Source organism: Ancylobacter sp. (genome assembly GCF_965279025.1).
Taxonomy (GTDB): domain Bacteria; phylum Pseudomonadota; class Alphaproteobacteria; order Rhizobiales; family Xanthobacteraceae; genus Ancylobacter.
The window spans coordinates 908,645-925,809 of sequence record NZ_OZ257132.1 but is presented as its reverse complement, the minus strand read 5'-3'; the positions used below and the strand labels follow the sequence as shown (position 1 = coordinate 925,809).

General features: G+C 67.5%; 11 protein-coding genes. 9 read left to right on the top strand and 2 right to left on the bottom strand.

The features are described 5' to 3' along the window. Nucleotides 1–147 precede the first annotated feature (147 nt). The 9 genes from ACQY76_RS04280 to ACQY76_RS04240 all read left to right on the top strand — a co-directional run bounded on the left by ACQY76_RS04280 (nt 148) and on the right by ACQY76_RS04240 (nt 15,004). Nucleotides 148–1,614, top strand: coding sequence for an efflux transporter outer membrane subunit (locus ACQY76_RS04280; protein ID WP_428031672.1), 1,467 nt, complete (start codon nt 148–150; stop codon nt 1,612–1,614). Beyond that, complete coding sequence (locus ACQY76_RS04275) at nt 1,614–2,693, top strand: efflux RND transporter periplasmic adaptor subunit (protein ID WP_428031671.1); 1,080 nt, start codon at nt 1,614–1,616, stop codon at nt 2,691–2,693. Before ACQY76_RS04280 ends, ACQY76_RS04275 begins: the two co-directional genes overlap by 1 nt. Next, nucleotides 2,690–5,773 carry an efflux RND transporter permease subunit gene (locus ACQY76_RS04270; RefSeq protein ID WP_428031670.1) on the top strand — a complete coding sequence of 1,028 codons (3,084 nt, stop codon included), beginning with the start codon at nt 2,690–2,692 and terminating at the stop codon, nt 5,771–5,773. The genes ACQY76_RS04275 and ACQY76_RS04270 overlap by 4 nt, the downstream gene beginning before the upstream one ends. A gap of 129 nt (nt 5,774–5,902) precedes the next feature. Continuing rightward, a complete protein-coding gene (locus ACQY76_RS04265) occupies nt 5,903–7,276 on the top strand; it encodes an ABC transporter substrate-binding protein (protein ID WP_428031669.1) in 1,374 nt (457 codons plus the stop codon). Continuing rightward, nucleotides 7,273–9,198: an ATP-binding protein gene (locus ACQY76_RS04260; protein ID WP_428031668.1), complete on the top strand. Its 1,926-nt coding sequence runs from the start codon at nt 7,273–7,275 to the stop codon at nt 9,196–9,198. The genes ACQY76_RS04265 and ACQY76_RS04260 overlap by 4 nt, the downstream gene beginning before the upstream one ends. Further along, nucleotides 9,195–10,550 (top strand): sigma-54-dependent transcriptional regulator, encoded by a 1,356-nt coding sequence (locus tag ACQY76_RS04255; RefSeq protein WP_428031667.1) that lies wholly within the window; start codon nt 9,195–9,197, stop codon nt 10,548–10,550. Before ACQY76_RS04260 ends, ACQY76_RS04255 begins: the two co-directional genes overlap by 4 nt. A gap of 194 nt (nt 10,551–10,744) precedes the next feature. Next, on the top strand, nt 10,745–12,070 hold the full coding sequence (locus ACQY76_RS04250; RefSeq protein ID WP_428031666.1) for an ABC transporter substrate-binding protein: 1,326 nt from the start codon (nt 10,745–10,747) through the stop codon (nt 12,068–12,070). Nucleotides 12,071–12,161: 91 nt separating this feature from the next. Further along, complete coding sequence (locus tag ACQY76_RS04245; protein ID WP_428031665.1) at nt 12,162–13,880, top strand: ABC transporter permease; 1,719 nt, start codon at nt 12,162–12,164, stop codon at nt 13,878–13,880. Further along, nucleotides 13,877–15,004: an ABC transporter ATP-binding protein gene (locus tag ACQY76_RS04240; protein ID WP_428031664.1), complete on the top strand. Its 1,128-nt coding sequence runs from the start codon at nt 13,877–13,879 to the stop codon at nt 15,002–15,004. Before ACQY76_RS04245 ends, ACQY76_RS04240 begins: the two co-directional genes overlap by 4 nt. A 75-nt stretch (nt 15,005–15,079) precedes the next feature. On the opposite strand, the gene ACQY76_RS04235 is transcribed toward ACQY76_RS04240, so the two are convergent. Both ACQY76_RS04235 and hisD read right to left on the bottom strand, forming a co-directional pair. Beyond that, entirely contained in the window at nt 15,080–15,841 is a 762-nt protein-coding gene (locus ACQY76_RS04235; RefSeq protein WP_428031663.1) for an SDR family NAD(P)-dependent oxidoreductase, read from the bottom strand. Beyond that, the gene (gene hisD / locus ACQY76_RS04230; RefSeq protein WP_428031662.1) at nt 15,838–17,148 is read right to left on the bottom strand and encodes a histidinol dehydrogenase; all 1,311 of its coding nucleotides are present in this window, start codon (nt 17,146–17,148) and stop codon (nt 15,838–15,840) included. Before hisD ends, ACQY76_RS04235 begins: the two co-directional genes overlap by 4 nt. Nucleotides 17,149–17,165 lie beyond the last annotated feature (17 nt).

The following is a 17,165-nucleotide window of genomic DNA, read 5'->3' as shown; positions in this document are numbered from 1 at the left end:
GGTGAGCCCGTCATTCATTCCGGGGAAAAGCCATACAGAAAAATGACGTCCCGACACCGGATTTTACTCATCTTAACGTTGGCTTGACCGCACTTAACGCCCGACCCGCTACCGACAGCGAGTACCTGTCGATCACCCGGGCGGCGCATGCGTTCATCGTTCACGAAGACCTCCGCCGCGCTTGCGTCGATCGGGATCGGCCTGTGCCTGTCAGGCTGCGCGACATTTCCGGAACTCCGTCCCGCCGACGTCAAGCTCGCCGACACATGGCACGCCACCCAGCCGCATGATGGCAGGACGTCCGAGCTGGTGACGTGGTGGGGGACCTTCAACGACCCGTCGCTCATCGCCCTCATCCGGCTCGCGCAGGAGGAGAACCCCACCGTCGCATCGGCGGTGGCCGACATCGAGCGGGCCCGCGCGACGTTGGCTTCCGAGCAGGCGAACCTTTTCCCGGTCCTCGACGGCTCGGCATCCGCAACCCGGTCCGGCACCGACGGCAGCTCCACCAACCGGGTGGCCGCGGCGACGCTGTCGAGCGGCGGCCTCGACGCCTCATGGGAAATCGACCTGTTCGGCAAGGTTCGGCAGAAGACCGAGGCGGCCGGGCTTCGCGTGGATCAGCGCGTCGACGACTGGTACGACACGCGCGTGTCTCTCGCCGCCGAGGTCGCGGACTACTATGTGCAGTACCGCGCCTGCCGCCAGCTGGAGAACGCCTACAGCGTCGAGCTCACGTCGCAGCGCGAAACCATCCGGGCCACCGAGAAAGCCGCCGCATCCGGGCTGACCTCCTCGGCCGACCTCGCCCTTGCGCGCGCCAGTGCGGCCTCGTCTTCCTCGACGCTGATCGCCCAGCGCACGGAATGCAATGTTCTGATCATCTCGCTCGCCCAGGTCACCGGCGGCGACGAGGCAACGGTGCGGCGCCTGCTGGCTCAGGGCAAGGCGGGCCTTCCGGCGCCGAAGAGTTTCCAGATCACGGCCGTGCCGGCCGAGGCGTTGCGGCAGCGACCGGACATCAATGCGCTCGAGCTGGAAGTGGCCGCTTCCGTCGCCGATGTCGGCGCGGCGAAGGCCGACCTTTATCCCAGCCTGAGCCTCGCGGGTTCGGTGACGATCAGCAGCTCCACGCTGACCGGGGCCGCCTTGCCGTGGTCCTTCGGGCCGGCCCTCACCATCCCGCTCTTCGACGGCGGATCGCGCCGCGCCACCGTGATGGGCGCGATCGCCGACTACGACACCGCCGCGGCGAACTACAAATCCGGCGTGCTGAGCGCGGTCGCGGAAGTGGAGACTGCGCTGGTGCGGATCGACAGCACCCGCCGCCGGATCAGCGATGCTAGCAGCGCCGCCCGCAATTACCGAACCTACTTCAACGCCATCGACACGAACTGGCGGGCCGGCGGCGTCAGCCTGCTGGACCGCGAGGAGGCGCGCCGGGCGGCGCAGTCGTCGGAAATCTCGCTGATTGAGATCCGGCGCGACGCGGTCCGCTACTGGATCGCGCTCTACAAGGCCCTCGGAGGCGGCTGGGATGCCGGTGCCGGCTCTCCGCCGGGCCGTACGGCCAACACACTTCGTTCGTCGAACACACAAGGAAATCAGCTCTGATGCGGCGAACCCTGAACCTATGCGCCGCCCTGCTCGCCACGGCGGGTCTTGCGTCCGGCAGTTTGCCCGCCAGCGCGCAGGCCACGACGGAGGCGGCGACTCTCACGGTGAGCGTGGTGAGGCCCGTGGAGCGCCAGTGGCCGGAGACCGTTCCGGCCAGCGGCTGGCTCAAGCCCTGGCACGAAGCCATCGTCGCGTCGGAGATCAGCGGTCTTCGCATCACCGATGTGCTTGCCGAAGTCGGCTCGGTGGTCACCAAGGGCCAGGTGCTCGTGCAGCTGGCGCAGGACACCCTGCAGGCGGACCTCCTGAAGGAGGAGGCGGCGCTGGAGACGGCCAAGGCAAATCTCGCCAAGGCGCAGGCCAATGCCGCGCGCGTGCGCAAATTGCAGGGCAGCGGCGCCCTCTCGGACGAGAAGGTGACGGAATATCTCATTGCCGAGCAGACGGCGATGGCCGACGTCAAATCGGCGGAAGCGACGTTGCAGGGCCAGAAGATCAAGCTCGACCAAGCCACGATCGTTGCCCCCGATGACGGGCTCATCACCTCCCGCTCGGCGCAGCTCGGAGCGGTGGTCTCGTCCGGCACCGAGCTTTTCCGCCTCGTGCGCCAGCAGCGCGTGGAGTGGCAGGCCGAGGTGTCCGCGCGCTATCTGCCGCGCATCACCGAAGGCCTGAGCGCCTTTATCGTCGGCCCCGGTGACCGGCGCATCGCGGGGCATGTCCGCCTGGTCGGGCCGATGGTGAGCACCGATACCGGGCGTGCCATCGTCTATGTCTCGCTGCCGGCGCAGGACCACCCGCCGGTGGGCCTCTATGTGACGGGGAATATCGAACTTCAAACGACGCAGGCGCTTTCGGTGCCGGAATCGGCCCTCGTCTTCCGCGACGGGCTCAACTACGTCTTCACGGTCAACGACGACAAGCGCGTCGCGCGCCTGCGTGTCGAGACCGGCCGGCGCAATGGCGGCGAGGTGGAAATCCTGTCGGGGCTCGATCCATCCGCGCGGGTGGTGAAGTCCGGCGGGGCCTTCCTCGCGGACAAGGCCTTGGTCCGGGTCGAGGGAGAAGCCCCGTGAACTTCTCCGCTCTCGCCATCCGCAACCCGGTCCCCGTCATCCTGTTGTTCATCCTGCTGACGGTGGGCGGCTTGCTCGCTTTCAGCTGGCTCCCGGTCCAGAACTTTCCGGACATGGACCTGCCGACGGTCAAGATCGCCGCCACGCTGGAAGGCGCTTCGCCTTCGCAGCTGGAGACCGAAGTCGCCCGGAAGATCGAGGACAACCTCGCCTCGCTCAGCCTGCTCGACCATATCACCACCACCATCACCGACGGCCTGGTGTCGATCAGCGTCTCCTTCAAACTGGAGAAGAACAGCGAGGAGGCGCTGAACGAAGTCCGCAACAAGGTGGACAGCACGACGGATTTGCCCACCGAGATGGAAGCGCCCAGCGTGACCAAGGTGACGGTGCAGGGCTCTCCGCTCATTACCTATGCCGTTCGCTCCACGCGCCTCAATGAGATCGAGCTGTCCTGGTTCGTCGACAACGACCTGACCAAGGCGTTGCTGTCGGTCGCCGGCGTCGGCGAGGTCAACCGCGTCGGCGGCATCGATCGCGAAGTGCATGTCGATCTCGATCCCGACGTCATGGGATCGCTCGGGATCACCGCCGCCACCGTCTCCTCGCGCCTGAAGGCGGTGCAGGCGGACAGTTCGGGCGGGCGCGGCGAGATCGGCGGTGGCCGGCAGACTATCCGCACGCTCGGCGCCGTCGCCTCGATCGACGATCTCAAGGCGCTCGCGATACCGCTCTCCAATGGCACGCTGGTGCGCCTGGACGAGATCGGCACCGTCACCGACAGTTTTTCCGACCGCGCCTCACTGGCCTATCTCGCGGGGCAGCCGGTCATCGGCGTCGAGGTCAAGCGCTCGAACGGCTTTTCCGACACCGGCGTCGCGGCCGACCTCAGAACCGCGATGCAGAAATTCGCGGCGGCCAATCCGGATGTCGAGATTGTCGAGGCCTACAGCACGGTGGGGCCGATCATCGAGAACTATGACGGCTCGATGCACATGCTCTATGAGGGCGCTATCCTCGCCGTCGTGGTGGTCTGGCTTTTCCTGCGCGACTGGCGGGCGACGTTCCTGTCCGCGGTGGCGTTGCCGCTATCGGTCATCCCGACCTTTCTGGTGATGTACTTTGCCGACTTCAGCCTGAACACCGTGACGCTTCTCGCGCTGTCGCTGGTGGTCGGCATTCTGGTCGACGACGCCATCGTCGAAGTCGAGAACATCGCGCGGCATCTGCAGATGGGTAAGTCGCCCATGGATGCCGCTCTCGAAGCCGCCGACGAAATCGGGCTCGCGGTCATTGCGACGACCTTTACGCTGGTGGCGGTGTTTCTGCCGACGGCGTTCATGAGCGGCATTCCCGGTCTCATCTTCCGGCAGTTCGGTGTGACCGCGGCCGTTGCCGTGCTCGCCTCGCTCCTGGTGGCGCGCCTGGTGACGCCGATGATGGCCGCCTACATGATGAAGGTGCATCCGGTCGAGCAGAAGGATGGACGGATCATGCGCGCCTATATGGCGCTGATGAAGGGCTGCCTGCACCGCCGGAAGCTGACGGTGCTGGCCGTCTGCGTCTTCCTCGGCCTGTCGCTGTCGACGATCCCCTTTCTCAAGTCCGGTTTCCTGCCGGCCTCCGACGATGCGCAGACGAAAGTCACGCTGACCTTGCAGCCCGGCAGCACGATAGAGCAGACCGATGCGGCGGCGCGGCAGGCCGCCGACATCATCGCGCAGCTGGCGGACGTCACCGGCGTCTACGTGGCCGTCGGCAGCGCCTCGTCGGGCGGCGGGCTGAATTCCACCACAACCAGCGATGTCACGTCCGCGACCCTTGTCGTCGACCTCAAGGCTATCGGCGACCGCGACCGCAAGCAGGCAGAGGTTGAGCGCAGCATACGCCAGGCCCTGACCGCGCTGCCGGGCACGCGCGTCGAGGTGGGATCGGGCGGCAATGGCACCAAGCTGGAGATCACGCTTGCCAGCGACGATGCCGACACCCTCGACAAGGTCGGCGCCAACCTCGAAGAGCAGCTGCGCACCATCACCGGCATCGGCGCGGTGACGTCCAGCGCCTCGCTCCAGGCGCCCGAGGTCCAGATCGCACCGGACTTCACGCGCGCCGCCGCCCTCGGCGTGACATCGGAGGCGATATCCGAGGCGGTGCGGGTCGCGACCAATGGCGACTATTCGGCGTCGATGGCCAAGCTCAACCTGACACAGCGGCAGGTTTCGATCCGCGTGCGGCTCGATCCCCGCAACCGCACGGCGCTGGACGATATCGCCAATCTGCGGGTGGCCGGCGCCAATGGCAGCGTCAATCTCGGCGCCATCGCGGAAATCCGTATCGGCGGAAGCCCCTCCGAAATCAATCGGATCGACCGGTCGCGCAACATCACCCTGTCGATCGAGCTCAACGGCCGAACCCTCGGTGATGTCAACGGCGAAGCGCAGGCGCTGCCCGCCCTCAAGGGCCTGCCGCACGGTGTCCGGCTGGTCGAGCAGGGCGAATTGCAGCGAAGCTCGGAACTGTTCGCGAGCTTCGGCATCGCCATGGCGATCGGCGTGTTCTGCATCTATGCCGTGCTGGTGCTGCTGTTCCACGACTTCCTGCAGCCGGTGACGATCCTCATGGCGCTGCCTCTGTCTCTGGGTGGCGCGCTGCTGCCGCTCGTCCTCACTGGCACCAGCTTCTCGATGCCCGCGGTCATCGGCCTGCTCATGCTGATGGGCGTGGTGACGAAGAACTCCATCCTGCTGGTCGAATACGCCATCATGGCGCGGCGCGGCGGCATGCCGCGCTTCGAGGCGCTCGTCGACGCCTGCCACAAGCGGGCGCGGCCCATCGTGATGACCACCATCGCCATGGGGTGCGGCATGCTGCCGGTGGCCTTGAGCCTGAGCGGGGGCGATTCGAGCTTTCGCCAGCCCATGGCCATCGTGGTGATCGGCGGGCTGGTGACCTCGACCTTCCTCAGCCTCCTCGTCATTCCCGTCATATTCACCTTCGTCGACGACTTCCTGACGCTGGTGAAGCGGCTCTTTCGGGCGCCGGAAGGACCTCACGAAAAGCCGCTGCCGAAGCCCGTGTGAAGCGCCGCGCAGGGAAGGCGGCAGGCCGCCCGTCTCCGCTCGGGACCGCCTGTTCGATCAGGCGGTTGCCAGCCCGCGGCACTCCGGCGATGGTGGCGGCAATAAAAACGTCATAATCGGGAGGGGGCGGTGAAGCTCCGCATCGCAGCTGTCGCGCTGTTTTCGCTCTGCATGCTGGTGGCGGGCGTCGGCGTCGCGGCGGCCCGTCCGCTGCGTATCGTCACCTCGTTTCCGCCGTCGATGATCGAGCATTACCGCAAGGCGTTTCGCCAGGTCCGGCCGGATATCGACGCCGAGTTTGTGCAGCGCAAGACCACGGCGGCGGTGGCGCTGATCACCGGCGGAAAGCGGCTTGATGCCGACCTGTTCTGGGCCTCGGCGCCGGATGCTTTCGAACTGCTGAAGCTGGAGGGCCAGCTCGCGCCGCTCGCGCCGCGCAACACCGGCGCGCCTTCCGTTGTGGCCGGCTATCCCCTGAACGACCCGGACGGCACGTATCTGGGCTTTGCGCTCTCGGGCTACGGGGTGGTCTGGAACGACGCCTATTTCGACCGCCACCGGCTCAGCGTCCCGCAGCGCTGGCGCGATCTGACAGCGCCGATCTATCACGGCCATGTCGGCATCTCGTCGCCGTCGCGATCCGGCACCACCCACCTCATGGTCGAGGCGCTGCTGCAGTCGGAAGGGTGGGATGAAGGCTGGGCGGTGTGGCGGCAGGTGGGCGGCAACCTCGCCACCGTCACCGCGCGTAGCTTCGGCGTGTCGGCGGGCGTGTCGCGCGGCCGCTTCGGCGTTGGCATCACCATTGATTTCCTGGCTCAGCCGACGGATCTGGATGCCGGACCGGTGAGGTTCAGCTTTCCCGAGCAGAAGGTGTTTACCCCCGCCAGCATCGCCCTGCTCAAAGGGGCGGTGAACCTTGAACCGGCGAACGCCTTCGTCGACTTCCTGCTTTCCGTGCCGGGCCAACGCCTGCTCCTCGATCCCGGCATCGACCGGCAGCCGATACGCCCGGAATTCTACGCCGATGGCGCCACGGATCGCCCGAACCCGTTTGCCCTCAGCGACGAGGCGGCGACCTGGAGCTTCGATGCCGGCCGCTCGGCGCAGCGATACGAGCTGATCAACATCCTGTTCGACGAACTCATTACCTTCCCGCTCACCGAGGCCGCCGACATCTGGCGCACGATCTACGAGGTCGAGGTGGCCTTGCTCACCCAGCCCGACACGGAGGCCGCGAAAGCAGTGACGCGGTCACGCGCTCTGCTGGCGCAGATGCCCTTCGGCGAGAGCGAGGCTTCCCGACTGGCCAGCACCGTCAAGCTGGTGCGTGTGCCGCGTGGGCTTCCAGCCTCGGACACGCAAACCGCCCTGACCGCGCGCATTCAGGACTGGACCGCGCGAAATCTGAGCGATGCGCGTGACGCGGCGGAGGGCGGGCGGCGCCGGCTGGTCGACCTCGGGCGACTGCCCGTGCACCGTGCCGGAAATGTCGCCCAATGAGATTGGCAGGAACCCGCTTCGGCATAGGAGGGCGCCTGCTGGTTGCCTTCATCGGGGTCGGTGCGCTGGCGGTGATCGCCTGTGTCGTCGGCTGGCTGTCCTATGCGCGCCTCTCGTCGGAACTGGATTCGACCGCGCGCGGCCATGTGCCGGCGTTGGTGTTTGCCGCCCAGCTGTCACAGGCCGGCGGGCGCCTGGCGGCGGCCGCGACCGAACTTGCCACCGCCGAGCGTCGTGACTCGCATGACACCGCGATGGAGCGCGCGCGCGGACGGCTCGGCGATCTGCGTCGCCTGCTGGATGCCGCGCCGAGCGGCGACGCTTCGCAGCGCTTCGGCGCGCTGCGACGCCTCGTGGATGCGCTCGGCAGCAATCTCGACGCCGTCGACGCGGCGGCGCGCCGTCGCTTCGATATCGAGGCCCGCACCCGCGCCATTGTCGACGAGCTGCGCTGGCTGCAGGCCGACCTCGTGGACGAGGTCGAGCCGCTGGTCGAGGACGCCCGCTTCAACATTCACGCCGCTTTGGAACAGGTGGGGCAGGCCGGCGATGCCGCGCGGGCCGCGCAGCGCATTCTGCGCGACGAGACCTCGAAGACCGAGGCGATCCTGGCCTTGAGCGCGCAGGCGCATCTTTCCATCGGCCTGCTGGGGCAGGTCGCCAGCGTGCGAGTGCCGGAGGATCTGCGCCAGACCGGACACTTCCTCGGCGAGGCGGTGGACGAGCTGGTGGTGGAGAGCAAGCGGCTGCAGGGGTGGACCGACAGCATCACCGTACGCCAGATCGTCAGCCGCCTCGCGGCGCTGTCCCAGGCGGAGAGCGGCCTGCCGGGCCTGCGGATGGCCGAGATTGCGGCGTTCGAGGACGGGCAGAAGCTGCTTGGCACCAGCCGCGACCTTGCCGCCGAGCTCGGCGGGAACATCGGCGAGGTCGCGCGGCATATCGAGACGGATGCGCGGGCGGCGGCCTCGCGGGCGGCCGAGGCCATCATCGTGGGGCGCAGCCTTCTGCTGGGCATTGCCCTTCTTTCCCTCGGCGTCGCGGTGCTGGTCGGCTGGTTCTATGTCCGGCGCAGCCTCATCGCGCGGCTGGAGCGCCTGACGGTGGCCGCCGGCGCCATTGCGGGGGGTGGCGCGGTGGATCTCCCGGCGCCGGCGATGCGGGGCTATTTCGGCGAGGATGAGCTGGACGAGCTGTCCCGCGCGCTCGCCATCTTCCGGCAGACCCGCGACGAGCTGGTGCAGTCCGCCAAGCTCGCCGCGCTCGGCCAGATGGCCGCCGGCATCGGCCATGAACTCAACCAGCCGCTCGCCGCCATTCGTTCCCATGCCCATAATGGCGCGGTGCTGCTGGCGCGCGGGCGAACCGGCGACGCGGCGGAAAGCCTCGGCCGCATCGAGGGGCTCACTGTCCGCATGGCGCAGAGCATCGCGCACCTCAAACGCTTCGCGCGACGCCCGGAACCCGAGATCGGGCCGGTGAGCCTCGAGGCGGTGATCGAGGGTGCGCTGTCGCTGTTCGCCCAGCGCATCGCGGACGAGCACATCGAGGTGGTGCGCGCCGTGCCGGCGGGGCTGCACGTGCTGGCCGAGGACGTGCGGCTGGAGCAGGTCGTCGTCAATCTCATCGCCAACGCCATGGACGCCGTCCACGGCACCCCGCACCGCCGGATCGTGGTTCAGGCGCGTCGCGGTGCGGACCATGTGAGCATCGAGATCAGCGATACCGGGATGGGGATCGAGGATGGCAGGCGCACGGACATTTTCGATCCGTTCTTCACCACCAAGCCGCCGGGCGCCGGCCTCGGGCTCGGCCTGTCGCTGTCGTTCAACATCATCCGCGACTTTGGCGGCCGCCTGCTGCTGAAGGAGAGTTCGCCGGCCGGCAGCACCTTCGCCATCGAACTTCGTGAGGCCGCATGATGAACCCGCCCGACGTGCTGCTGGTGGATGACGACGCGGAAGTCCGGCACGCCTATGGCCAGACGCTGGAACTCGACGGATTGGCCGTCTCGCCGGCGGGAAGTCCAGCGGCGGCGCTGGCCCAGCTCTCGCGCGCCTTCGAGGGTGCGGTGGTCTCCGATGTGCGCATGCCCGGCATGGACGGCTTCGCGTTTCTCGAAGCGGTGCGCCGGCTCGATCCCGACATCCCGGTGATATTGGTGACCGGCCATGGCGACGTGCCGATGGCGCTCCGCGCGTTGCGGGCAGGGGCATGGGACTTCGTCGAGAAGCCGGCGGATCCGGTGCTGCTGGTCGAGACCGTGCGGCGCGCGCTGGAGCAGCGCCGGCTGGTGCTGGAGAATCGCGCCCTGCGCGAGCAGGTGTCCCGGGACGACGACCTCGCGGACGATGTATGGGCCAAGAGGCTCATCGGCCGCTCCGAGCCGATGCAGCGCCTGCGCCGCACGTTCGCCGTGCTGGCCGACACGCGCACCGATGTGCTGATCTTCGGCGAGACCGGCACCGGCAAGGAGATGGCCGCGCGCGCCCTGCACGATTTCGGGCGTCGCCGGGCCGGCCGCTTCGTCGCGGTGAACTGCGCCGCGATCCCCGAGAACATGATCGAGAGCGAACTGTTCGGCCACGAGGCAGGGGCCTTCACCGGGGCGCGCGAGCGGCGCATCGGCAAGATCGAGCATGCCCACAAGGGCACGCTGTTCCTCGACGAGATCGAATCCATGCCGCTGGCGGCGCAGACGCGCCTGCTGCGTGCCCTGCAGGAGCGGAGCATCGAGCGGCTGGGGTCGAACGTCGAAATTCAGGTCGACATCCGCGTGCTGGCCGCCACCAAGGTCGACCTGCTGGCGCTGTCCGGGCACGGGAAGTTTCGCGAGGACCTGCTCTACCGGCTCAATACCGTGACCGTGCGGCTGCCGCCGCTGCGCGACCGGCGCGAGGACATTCCCGCGCTGTTCCGGCATTTCCTCACAGTGCTGGCGGAGCGCGACGGCGTGTCCGCAGCTTCGCCGGATGCCGGCACCCTGGCCGGCCTGATGGGCCGGCCCTGGCCCGGCAATGTGCGCGAACTGCGCAACGCGGCGGAGCGGCACCTCCTCGGATTGGAGGATGCCGAGGAGGCGGTGCCGCCGCCGGTGGCCGCGCCGTCGCTGGAGGCGATGGTCGATATCGCCGAGCGGCAGGCGATCGCGCAGGTGCTGGCGCGCCATGGCGGGCGGGTGGGGCAGTGCGCCAAGGCGCTCGGCATCTCCCGGAAGACGCTGTACCTCAAGATGCGCAAGCACGGGCTGGAGCGCGACGCGGTCGAGGACTGATGTTACCGAACTGACCCATCGGGCCGCGCGCGCTGTTACCCCGATTGCCCCGACATCAGACCGCCGGCGGCACGGCGCCGGGTAAAGTCGCGCGATAACAAGAGCTTGCCCGTCCTTCCCGCATTGGCACGCGGGTTGCGGAGGGAGGCCCGCAGCCTTCGGGCCGCCAAAGCAAGATATTGGGAGAAGACGCCATGATCCGTTCTGCCGCCCTCGCGGCCACCCTTGCGCTCGCCTCGTTCACCGCTGTGTCGGCGGCCTATGCCCAGTCCGGCAAGGTCACCGTCGTCACGTCCTTCTCGAAGGATGTCACCGACCCGATCAAGGCCGCGTTCGAGAAGGCGAACCCAGGCGTCATGCTCGACGTCCAGAACCGCAACACCAATGCGGGCGTGAAATATCTCGACGAGACGCGCTCCAACCCGCAGACGGACCTGTTCTGGGCCTCGGCGCCGGATGCGTTCGAGGTGCTGAAATCCAAGCAGCTGCTTCAGAAGTTCACGCCGACCGCCGAAGGCATTCCCGACAAGATCGGCGCCTACCCGATCAATGACCCGGACGGCTATTATTTTGGCTTCGCGGCGTCCGGCTACGGCATCATGTGGAACACCCGCTATGTCGGCGCCAATGAACTCCCCGAGCCCAAGGAGTGGGGCGATCTCGCCACCGCGCCTTATTACGACCACGTCGCCATCGCGTCCCCCGCACGCTCGGGCACCACGCATCTGACCATAGAGACGATCCTGCAGGGCGAGGGCTGGGAGAAGGGCTGGCAGACCATCAAGGACATGGCCGGCAACTTCCAGACCATCACCGATCGCTCCTTCGGCGTGCCCGAGGCGGTCAATTCCGGCCAGGTCGGCTATGGTATCGTCATCGACTTCTTCGCCTTCTCCGCGCAGGGCTCGGGCTTTCCGGTGAAGTTCGTCTACCCCACGGTGACGACCGTCGTGCCGGCCAATGTCGGCATCGTCGCCAATGCGCCGAACACCGAGAACGCCCGGAAATTCGTCAACTTCCTGCTCTCGCCGGCCGGCCAGGAAGTGCTGCTGGAGCCCAGCATCCGTCGCCTGCCGGTGAACCCGGCGGTCTATGCCAAGGCGCCCGAGGGCTACCCGAACCCGTTCACCGACCCGCGCTTCAAGGCGATGACGATGTTCGACGTCGACAAATCAGGCACGCGCACGCCGGTGGTCGACACGCTGTTCGACCAGCTGATCTCCTTCCAGCTCGACGACCTGAAGGCGGTGACCAAGGCGATCCACGAGGTGGATGCCCAGCTCGCTGCCAAGGACAACCCGCAGGCCCGTGCGCTGATCAAGGAAGCGCGCGCGCTGATCGGTGCGGTGCCGGTTACCGAGGAGCAGGCGTCGAGCAAGGAAGTGCTCGCCGCGTTCAGCGGGGGCAAGGAAAAGGGCGCCCGCCAGGCCGAGATCGAGCAGCAATGGGCCTCGTTCGCCAAGGCCAACTACGCCAAGGCGAAGGCCAAGGTCGCGGAAGCCGCCAAGCTCGCCAACTGAACCGCCGGACGGCCCGACCACCATTGACCAGGGCGCGGCCGAGGGTTCGCCGCGCCCACCTCTCACTCACGCCATAGCTGGAGCGTGTTGCATGTCGCTCGCCTTTACCCAGGCCCCGGCGCGCCGCTGGCGCGTGCCTGGAACAACCGGCCAGATCGCCCTGGCGCTCGGGCTCGCGGCCTTCCTGCTGGCCTTCCTGCTGGTGCCCGTCGGGTCCGTCATCTATGTGGCGTTCACGGAAAAGGGCAGCGGCGACTTCACCCTGATCAATTTCGCCGATTTTTTCCGCACCGACCTGTTCATGCGGTCGTTCTGGAACTCCTTCTACGTCTCGGCGATGACGGTGGTGCTGGCCTCGCTGTTTGCGCTACCGCTGGCCTACATCACCACGCGCTTCGAATTTCGCGGCGCGCTCATCATCCAGACGCTCGGCTTCGTGCCGCTGATCATGCCGCCCTTCGTCGGCGCGGTGGCGATGCAGTTGCTGTTCGGCCGCAATGGCAGCGTGAACCTGCTGCTCAACGAATATCTCGGCTTCCGTATTCCCTTCATGGAAGGGCTGAACGGCGTGATCTTCGTCCAGGCCATCCATTATTTCCCGTTCATCCTCATCAACCTCTCCACCGCCCTGCGCAACATCGACCGCTCGATGGAAGAGGCGGCGCAGAATCTCGGCTCGTCCGGCATGCGGATGTTCCGACGCATCGTTCTGCCGCTTGCCATGCCCGGCTATGTCGCCGGTGCCTCGCTGGTGTTCGTGAAGGTGTTCGACGATCTCGCCACGCCGCTTCTGCTGAATGTGAAGGACATGCTGGCGCCGCAGGCCTATCTGCGCGTCACCTCCATCGGCATCGCCGACCCGATGGGCTATGTCATCGCCGTGGTGCTGATCGTGGTGTCGGTGCTGGCCATGTGGGTGTCGGCGCTGGCGCTGAAGGGGCGGGACTACGCCACCAGCCAGCGCGGCGGCGGCGGGCTCGCCAAGCGCCGCATGCGGCCGTGGGAGCAGGTGGTCGCCTATGGCGTCGTCGGGCTCATCCTGACGCTGGTGCTGGCGCCGCATATCGGCCTGCTGCTGCTCTCCTTCGCCACCATCTGGTCGTTCAGCCCGCTGCCGGACGGCTTCACGCTGGCGCATTACGGCCGGGTGTTCGGCGAGAGCTCGACCTATATCAAGAACACGCTGATCTACGCCTCGATCGCCGGCGGCATCGACGTCGTGGTGGGCACCGCCATCGCCTATCTGGTACTGCGCACCAAGCTCATCGGCCGGCACTGGCTGGACTGGGCGGCTACCGCGGCGCTGGCGGTGCCGGGCGTGGTTCTCGGCATCGGCTATCTGCGCACCTTCTACGATATCCGCATGCCGGACGGCACGCCGCTGGCGACGATGTGGATCGTGCTGGTGATCGCGCTGGCGATCCGCCGCCTGCCTTATGCGCTGCGCGCCTGCTACGCCGCGCTCCAGCAGATTTCGGTATCGCTGGAGGAAGCGGCGGAGAATCTCGGCGCCACAAAGCCGCGCACCGTGCGGCGCATCGTGGTGCCGCTGATGATGGGCGGCATCCTCGCCGGCTTCGTCACCAGCTTCGCCACCGCGGCGGTCGAACTTTCCGCCACGCTGATGCTGGTGCAGTCCAACGCCGACGCCCCGCTCGCCTACGGCCTGTATGTCTTCATGCAGTCCGCCGCCGGTCGCGGGCCGGGCGCCGCGCTCGGCGTCATCGCCGTCGTGCTGGTCGCCGCCTGCACGTTGCTCTCGCAATACATCATTGATCGCAACCAGAAGACCACGGGGGCTGCCCGATGACCGCACATGCCATCAACGACACGGCTGCGGCCGTCCTGCACACCACGGCGCTCGATCTGCACATTGAGGGGGTGAACCTCTTCTACGGCAGCAACCATGTGCTGAAGAACGTCAATCTCGACATCAGGCCCGGCGAGTTCTTCGCCTTTCTCGGGCCCTCGGGTTGCGGCAAGACCACGTTGCTGCGGCTGATCGCCGGTTTCAACACGGCCGATTCCGGCCGTGTGCGGGTGGGCGGGCGCGACATCAGCGACCTGCCGCCGTGGAAGCGCGATGTCGGGCTGGTGTTCCAGAGCTATGCGCTGTGGCCGCACATGACGGTGGCGAAGAACGTCGCCTTCGGTCTGGAGGAGCGCGGCGTGCCGCGCGCGGACATCCAGCGGCGCGTGGCGGCGGCGCTGGAGATCGTCGGGCTCGGCCATCTCGCCGAGCGCCGGCCCTCGCAGCTCTCCGGCGGCCAGCAGCAGCGCGTGGCACTTGCCCGCACCGTCGTCATTGAGCCGAAGGTGCTGTTGCTCGACGAGCCGCTCTCCAACCTCGACGCCAAGATGCGGGTACAGGTGCGCCGCGAACTGCGCGATCTGCAGCAGCGGCTCGGGCTCACCACCATCTTCGTCACCCACGATCAGGAAGAGGCCAACACGGTCTGCGACCGTATCGCGGTGATGAATGACGGCGTTGTGCAGCAGGTTGGCACGCCGGTGGAGTTGTATGAGCATCCCGCCAATTTGTTCGTCGCGACGTTCCTGGGCACGGCGAACGTGCTCGAGGGCAAGGTCGTGACTGAGGGGGCCGACCGGCACTTCGAGAGCCTGGGCGGACTTCGCATCGGCATTGCGTCGGACGCCGTGCTGCCGGACGATGCTCGGCTGGTGTTTCGCCCGCAGGTGGCCCGGCTGTCGAAGGACAGGCCGGCCAGCGCGAGTGCCTTCGAAGGCGAGATCATGCGCCGGGAATTTCTCGGCAGCATTATCCGGTTCGGCATTCTCATCGCCGGGCAGGAGATCACCGTCGACGAGGTGTTCCACCCCGGCGCGCGCGCGCCGCATGACATCGGCGATCGGGTCTGGGTGGAAATCCCCGCCTCTTCCGCGCTCTGGCTCGGGCCGAGCACCAGCGCCTGAGCCGACGACATCATCGCCCTCCCGCAGGGTGCCGGGTTCGCGGCGCGGGGTGGGCGATGAACCCACCGCCGGATGTCACAGGGCGGTCCAGCCGCCGTCCAGCATCAGGGCGCTGCCGGTCATCAGCGATGCGCTGTCGGAGGCGAGGAACACCGCAGCGCCGGCAACCTCGTCCACGCGCCCGGTGCGGCCGAGCGGGATTTTCGACAGCACCTCCGCCTTGAATGCGGGGTCGCGAAAATACGGCTCGGTCATCGGCGTCTCGATAAAGGTCGGGCAGATGGTGTTGACCCGGATGCGGTGCGGCGCCAGCTCCACCGCCAGCGCCTTGGTGAAGCCTTCCAGCCCCCATTTGGAGGCGCAATAGAGCGTGCGATGGGCGGCCCCGACATGCCCCATCTGCGAGGACATGTTGATCACCGAACCGCCGCGCCCGGCGTCGATCATCCGCGCCGTCACCGCCTTGGCCGCGAAAATGGCGCTGCGCAGATTGAGCCCTAGGACGGCGTCATAATCCTCCTCCGTGACCTCGGTGAGCGGCTTCGGTCGGTTCGTGCCGGCATTGTTAACAAAGGCGTCGAAGGCCGGGCGCGCCGCGATCAGCGCGGCGAACCCGGCCACATCGGTCACATCGGCCACCAGCGCCTCAGCCTCAAAGCCCTGCGCCCGCAGTTCGGCCGCCGCCTCGCCGATCTCGCTGGCGGTACGGGCGCAGAGCGTGACCTCTCCGCCCGAGGCGGCACAGGCCTGCGCGATGGCGAGGCCGATGCCCCGCCCCGCGCCGGTGACCAGCACCCGGCGCCCGTCCAGCCGAAACGAGGGCGCGGCGGCGCTCATTCCGCCGCCTCGCCATAGGGCACGTTCTTGCGGCCATAGCGGCGCACGCGCACATTGCACTGCTCGGCATGGCCGACGAAGCCTTCCAGCAGGCACAACCGCGAGCCATAGGCGCCGATCATCGCCGCCGCCCCGTCGGTGACGATCTTCTGGTAACTATGCGTTTTCAGGAACTTGCCGACCCACAAGCCGCCCGTATAGCGACCAGCCTTGTGCGTCGGCAGCGTGTGGTTGGTGCCGATCACCTTGTCGCCATTGGCGACATTGGTGCGGGGGCCGAGAAACAGCGCGCCATAGGAGTGCATGTTGGCAAGATACCAGTCGTCGCGATCGGTCATCACCTGCACATGCTCGGAGGCGATGTCGTTGGCGACCTCCAGCATTTCCTCATGGGTGTCGCACAGGATCACCTCGCCATAATCGGCCCAGGACTTCGTCGCCGTGTCGGTGGTCGGCAGGATGGCCAGCAGGCGATCGATCTCGGAGAGCGTATCCTCGGCCAGCCGGCGGCTGTTGGTGACGAGGACCGCGGGGGAATTATAGCCGTGCTCGGCCTGGCCCAGCAGGTCCGTCGCGCAGAGCTCGCCGTCCACCGTGTCGTCGGCGATCACCATGGTCTCGGTCGGGCCGGCGAACAGGTCGATGCCGACCCGGCCATAAAGCTGGCGCTTGGCCTCGGCGACGAAGGCATTGCCGGGGCCGACCAGCATGTCCACCGGGGCGATGGTCTCGGTGCCGATCGCCATGGCGCCGATCGCCTGGATGCCGCCCAGCACGTAGATCTCATGCGCGCCCCCCAGATGCATGGCGGCGATCACCGCCGGGTTCGGCTCGCCCTTGAAGGGCGGGGTGGCGGCGGCGATGCGCGGCACGCCGGCGACGGCGGCGGTCAGCACCGACATGTGCGCCGAGGCCACCATCGGAAACTTGCCTCCCGGCACATAGCAGCCGACCGACTGCACCGGGATGTTCTTGTGGCCGAGAATGACCCCGGGCAAGGTCTCAATCTCGATGTCGGTCATCGAGTCCCGCTGGGCCTGCGCGAAATTGCGCACCTGCGTCTGCGCGAAGCGGATGTCTTCCATGTCCCGCGTCGAGACCCGCGCCATCAGCGCCTCGATCTCGCCCGGGGTCAGGCGGAAGGCCGGCGGGGAGTAGCGATCGAAGGTCTGCGACAGCTCGCGCACCGCCACGTCGCCGCGCGCCTCGATATCGGCGAGGATGGTCTCCACCGTCTCACGAACCTTGCGGTCGTCCTGCGAGCGCTCCTCGGAGGGCTTGCCCCGCTTCAGATGGGTTACGGCCATGGTGCTGTCCTTGCGTT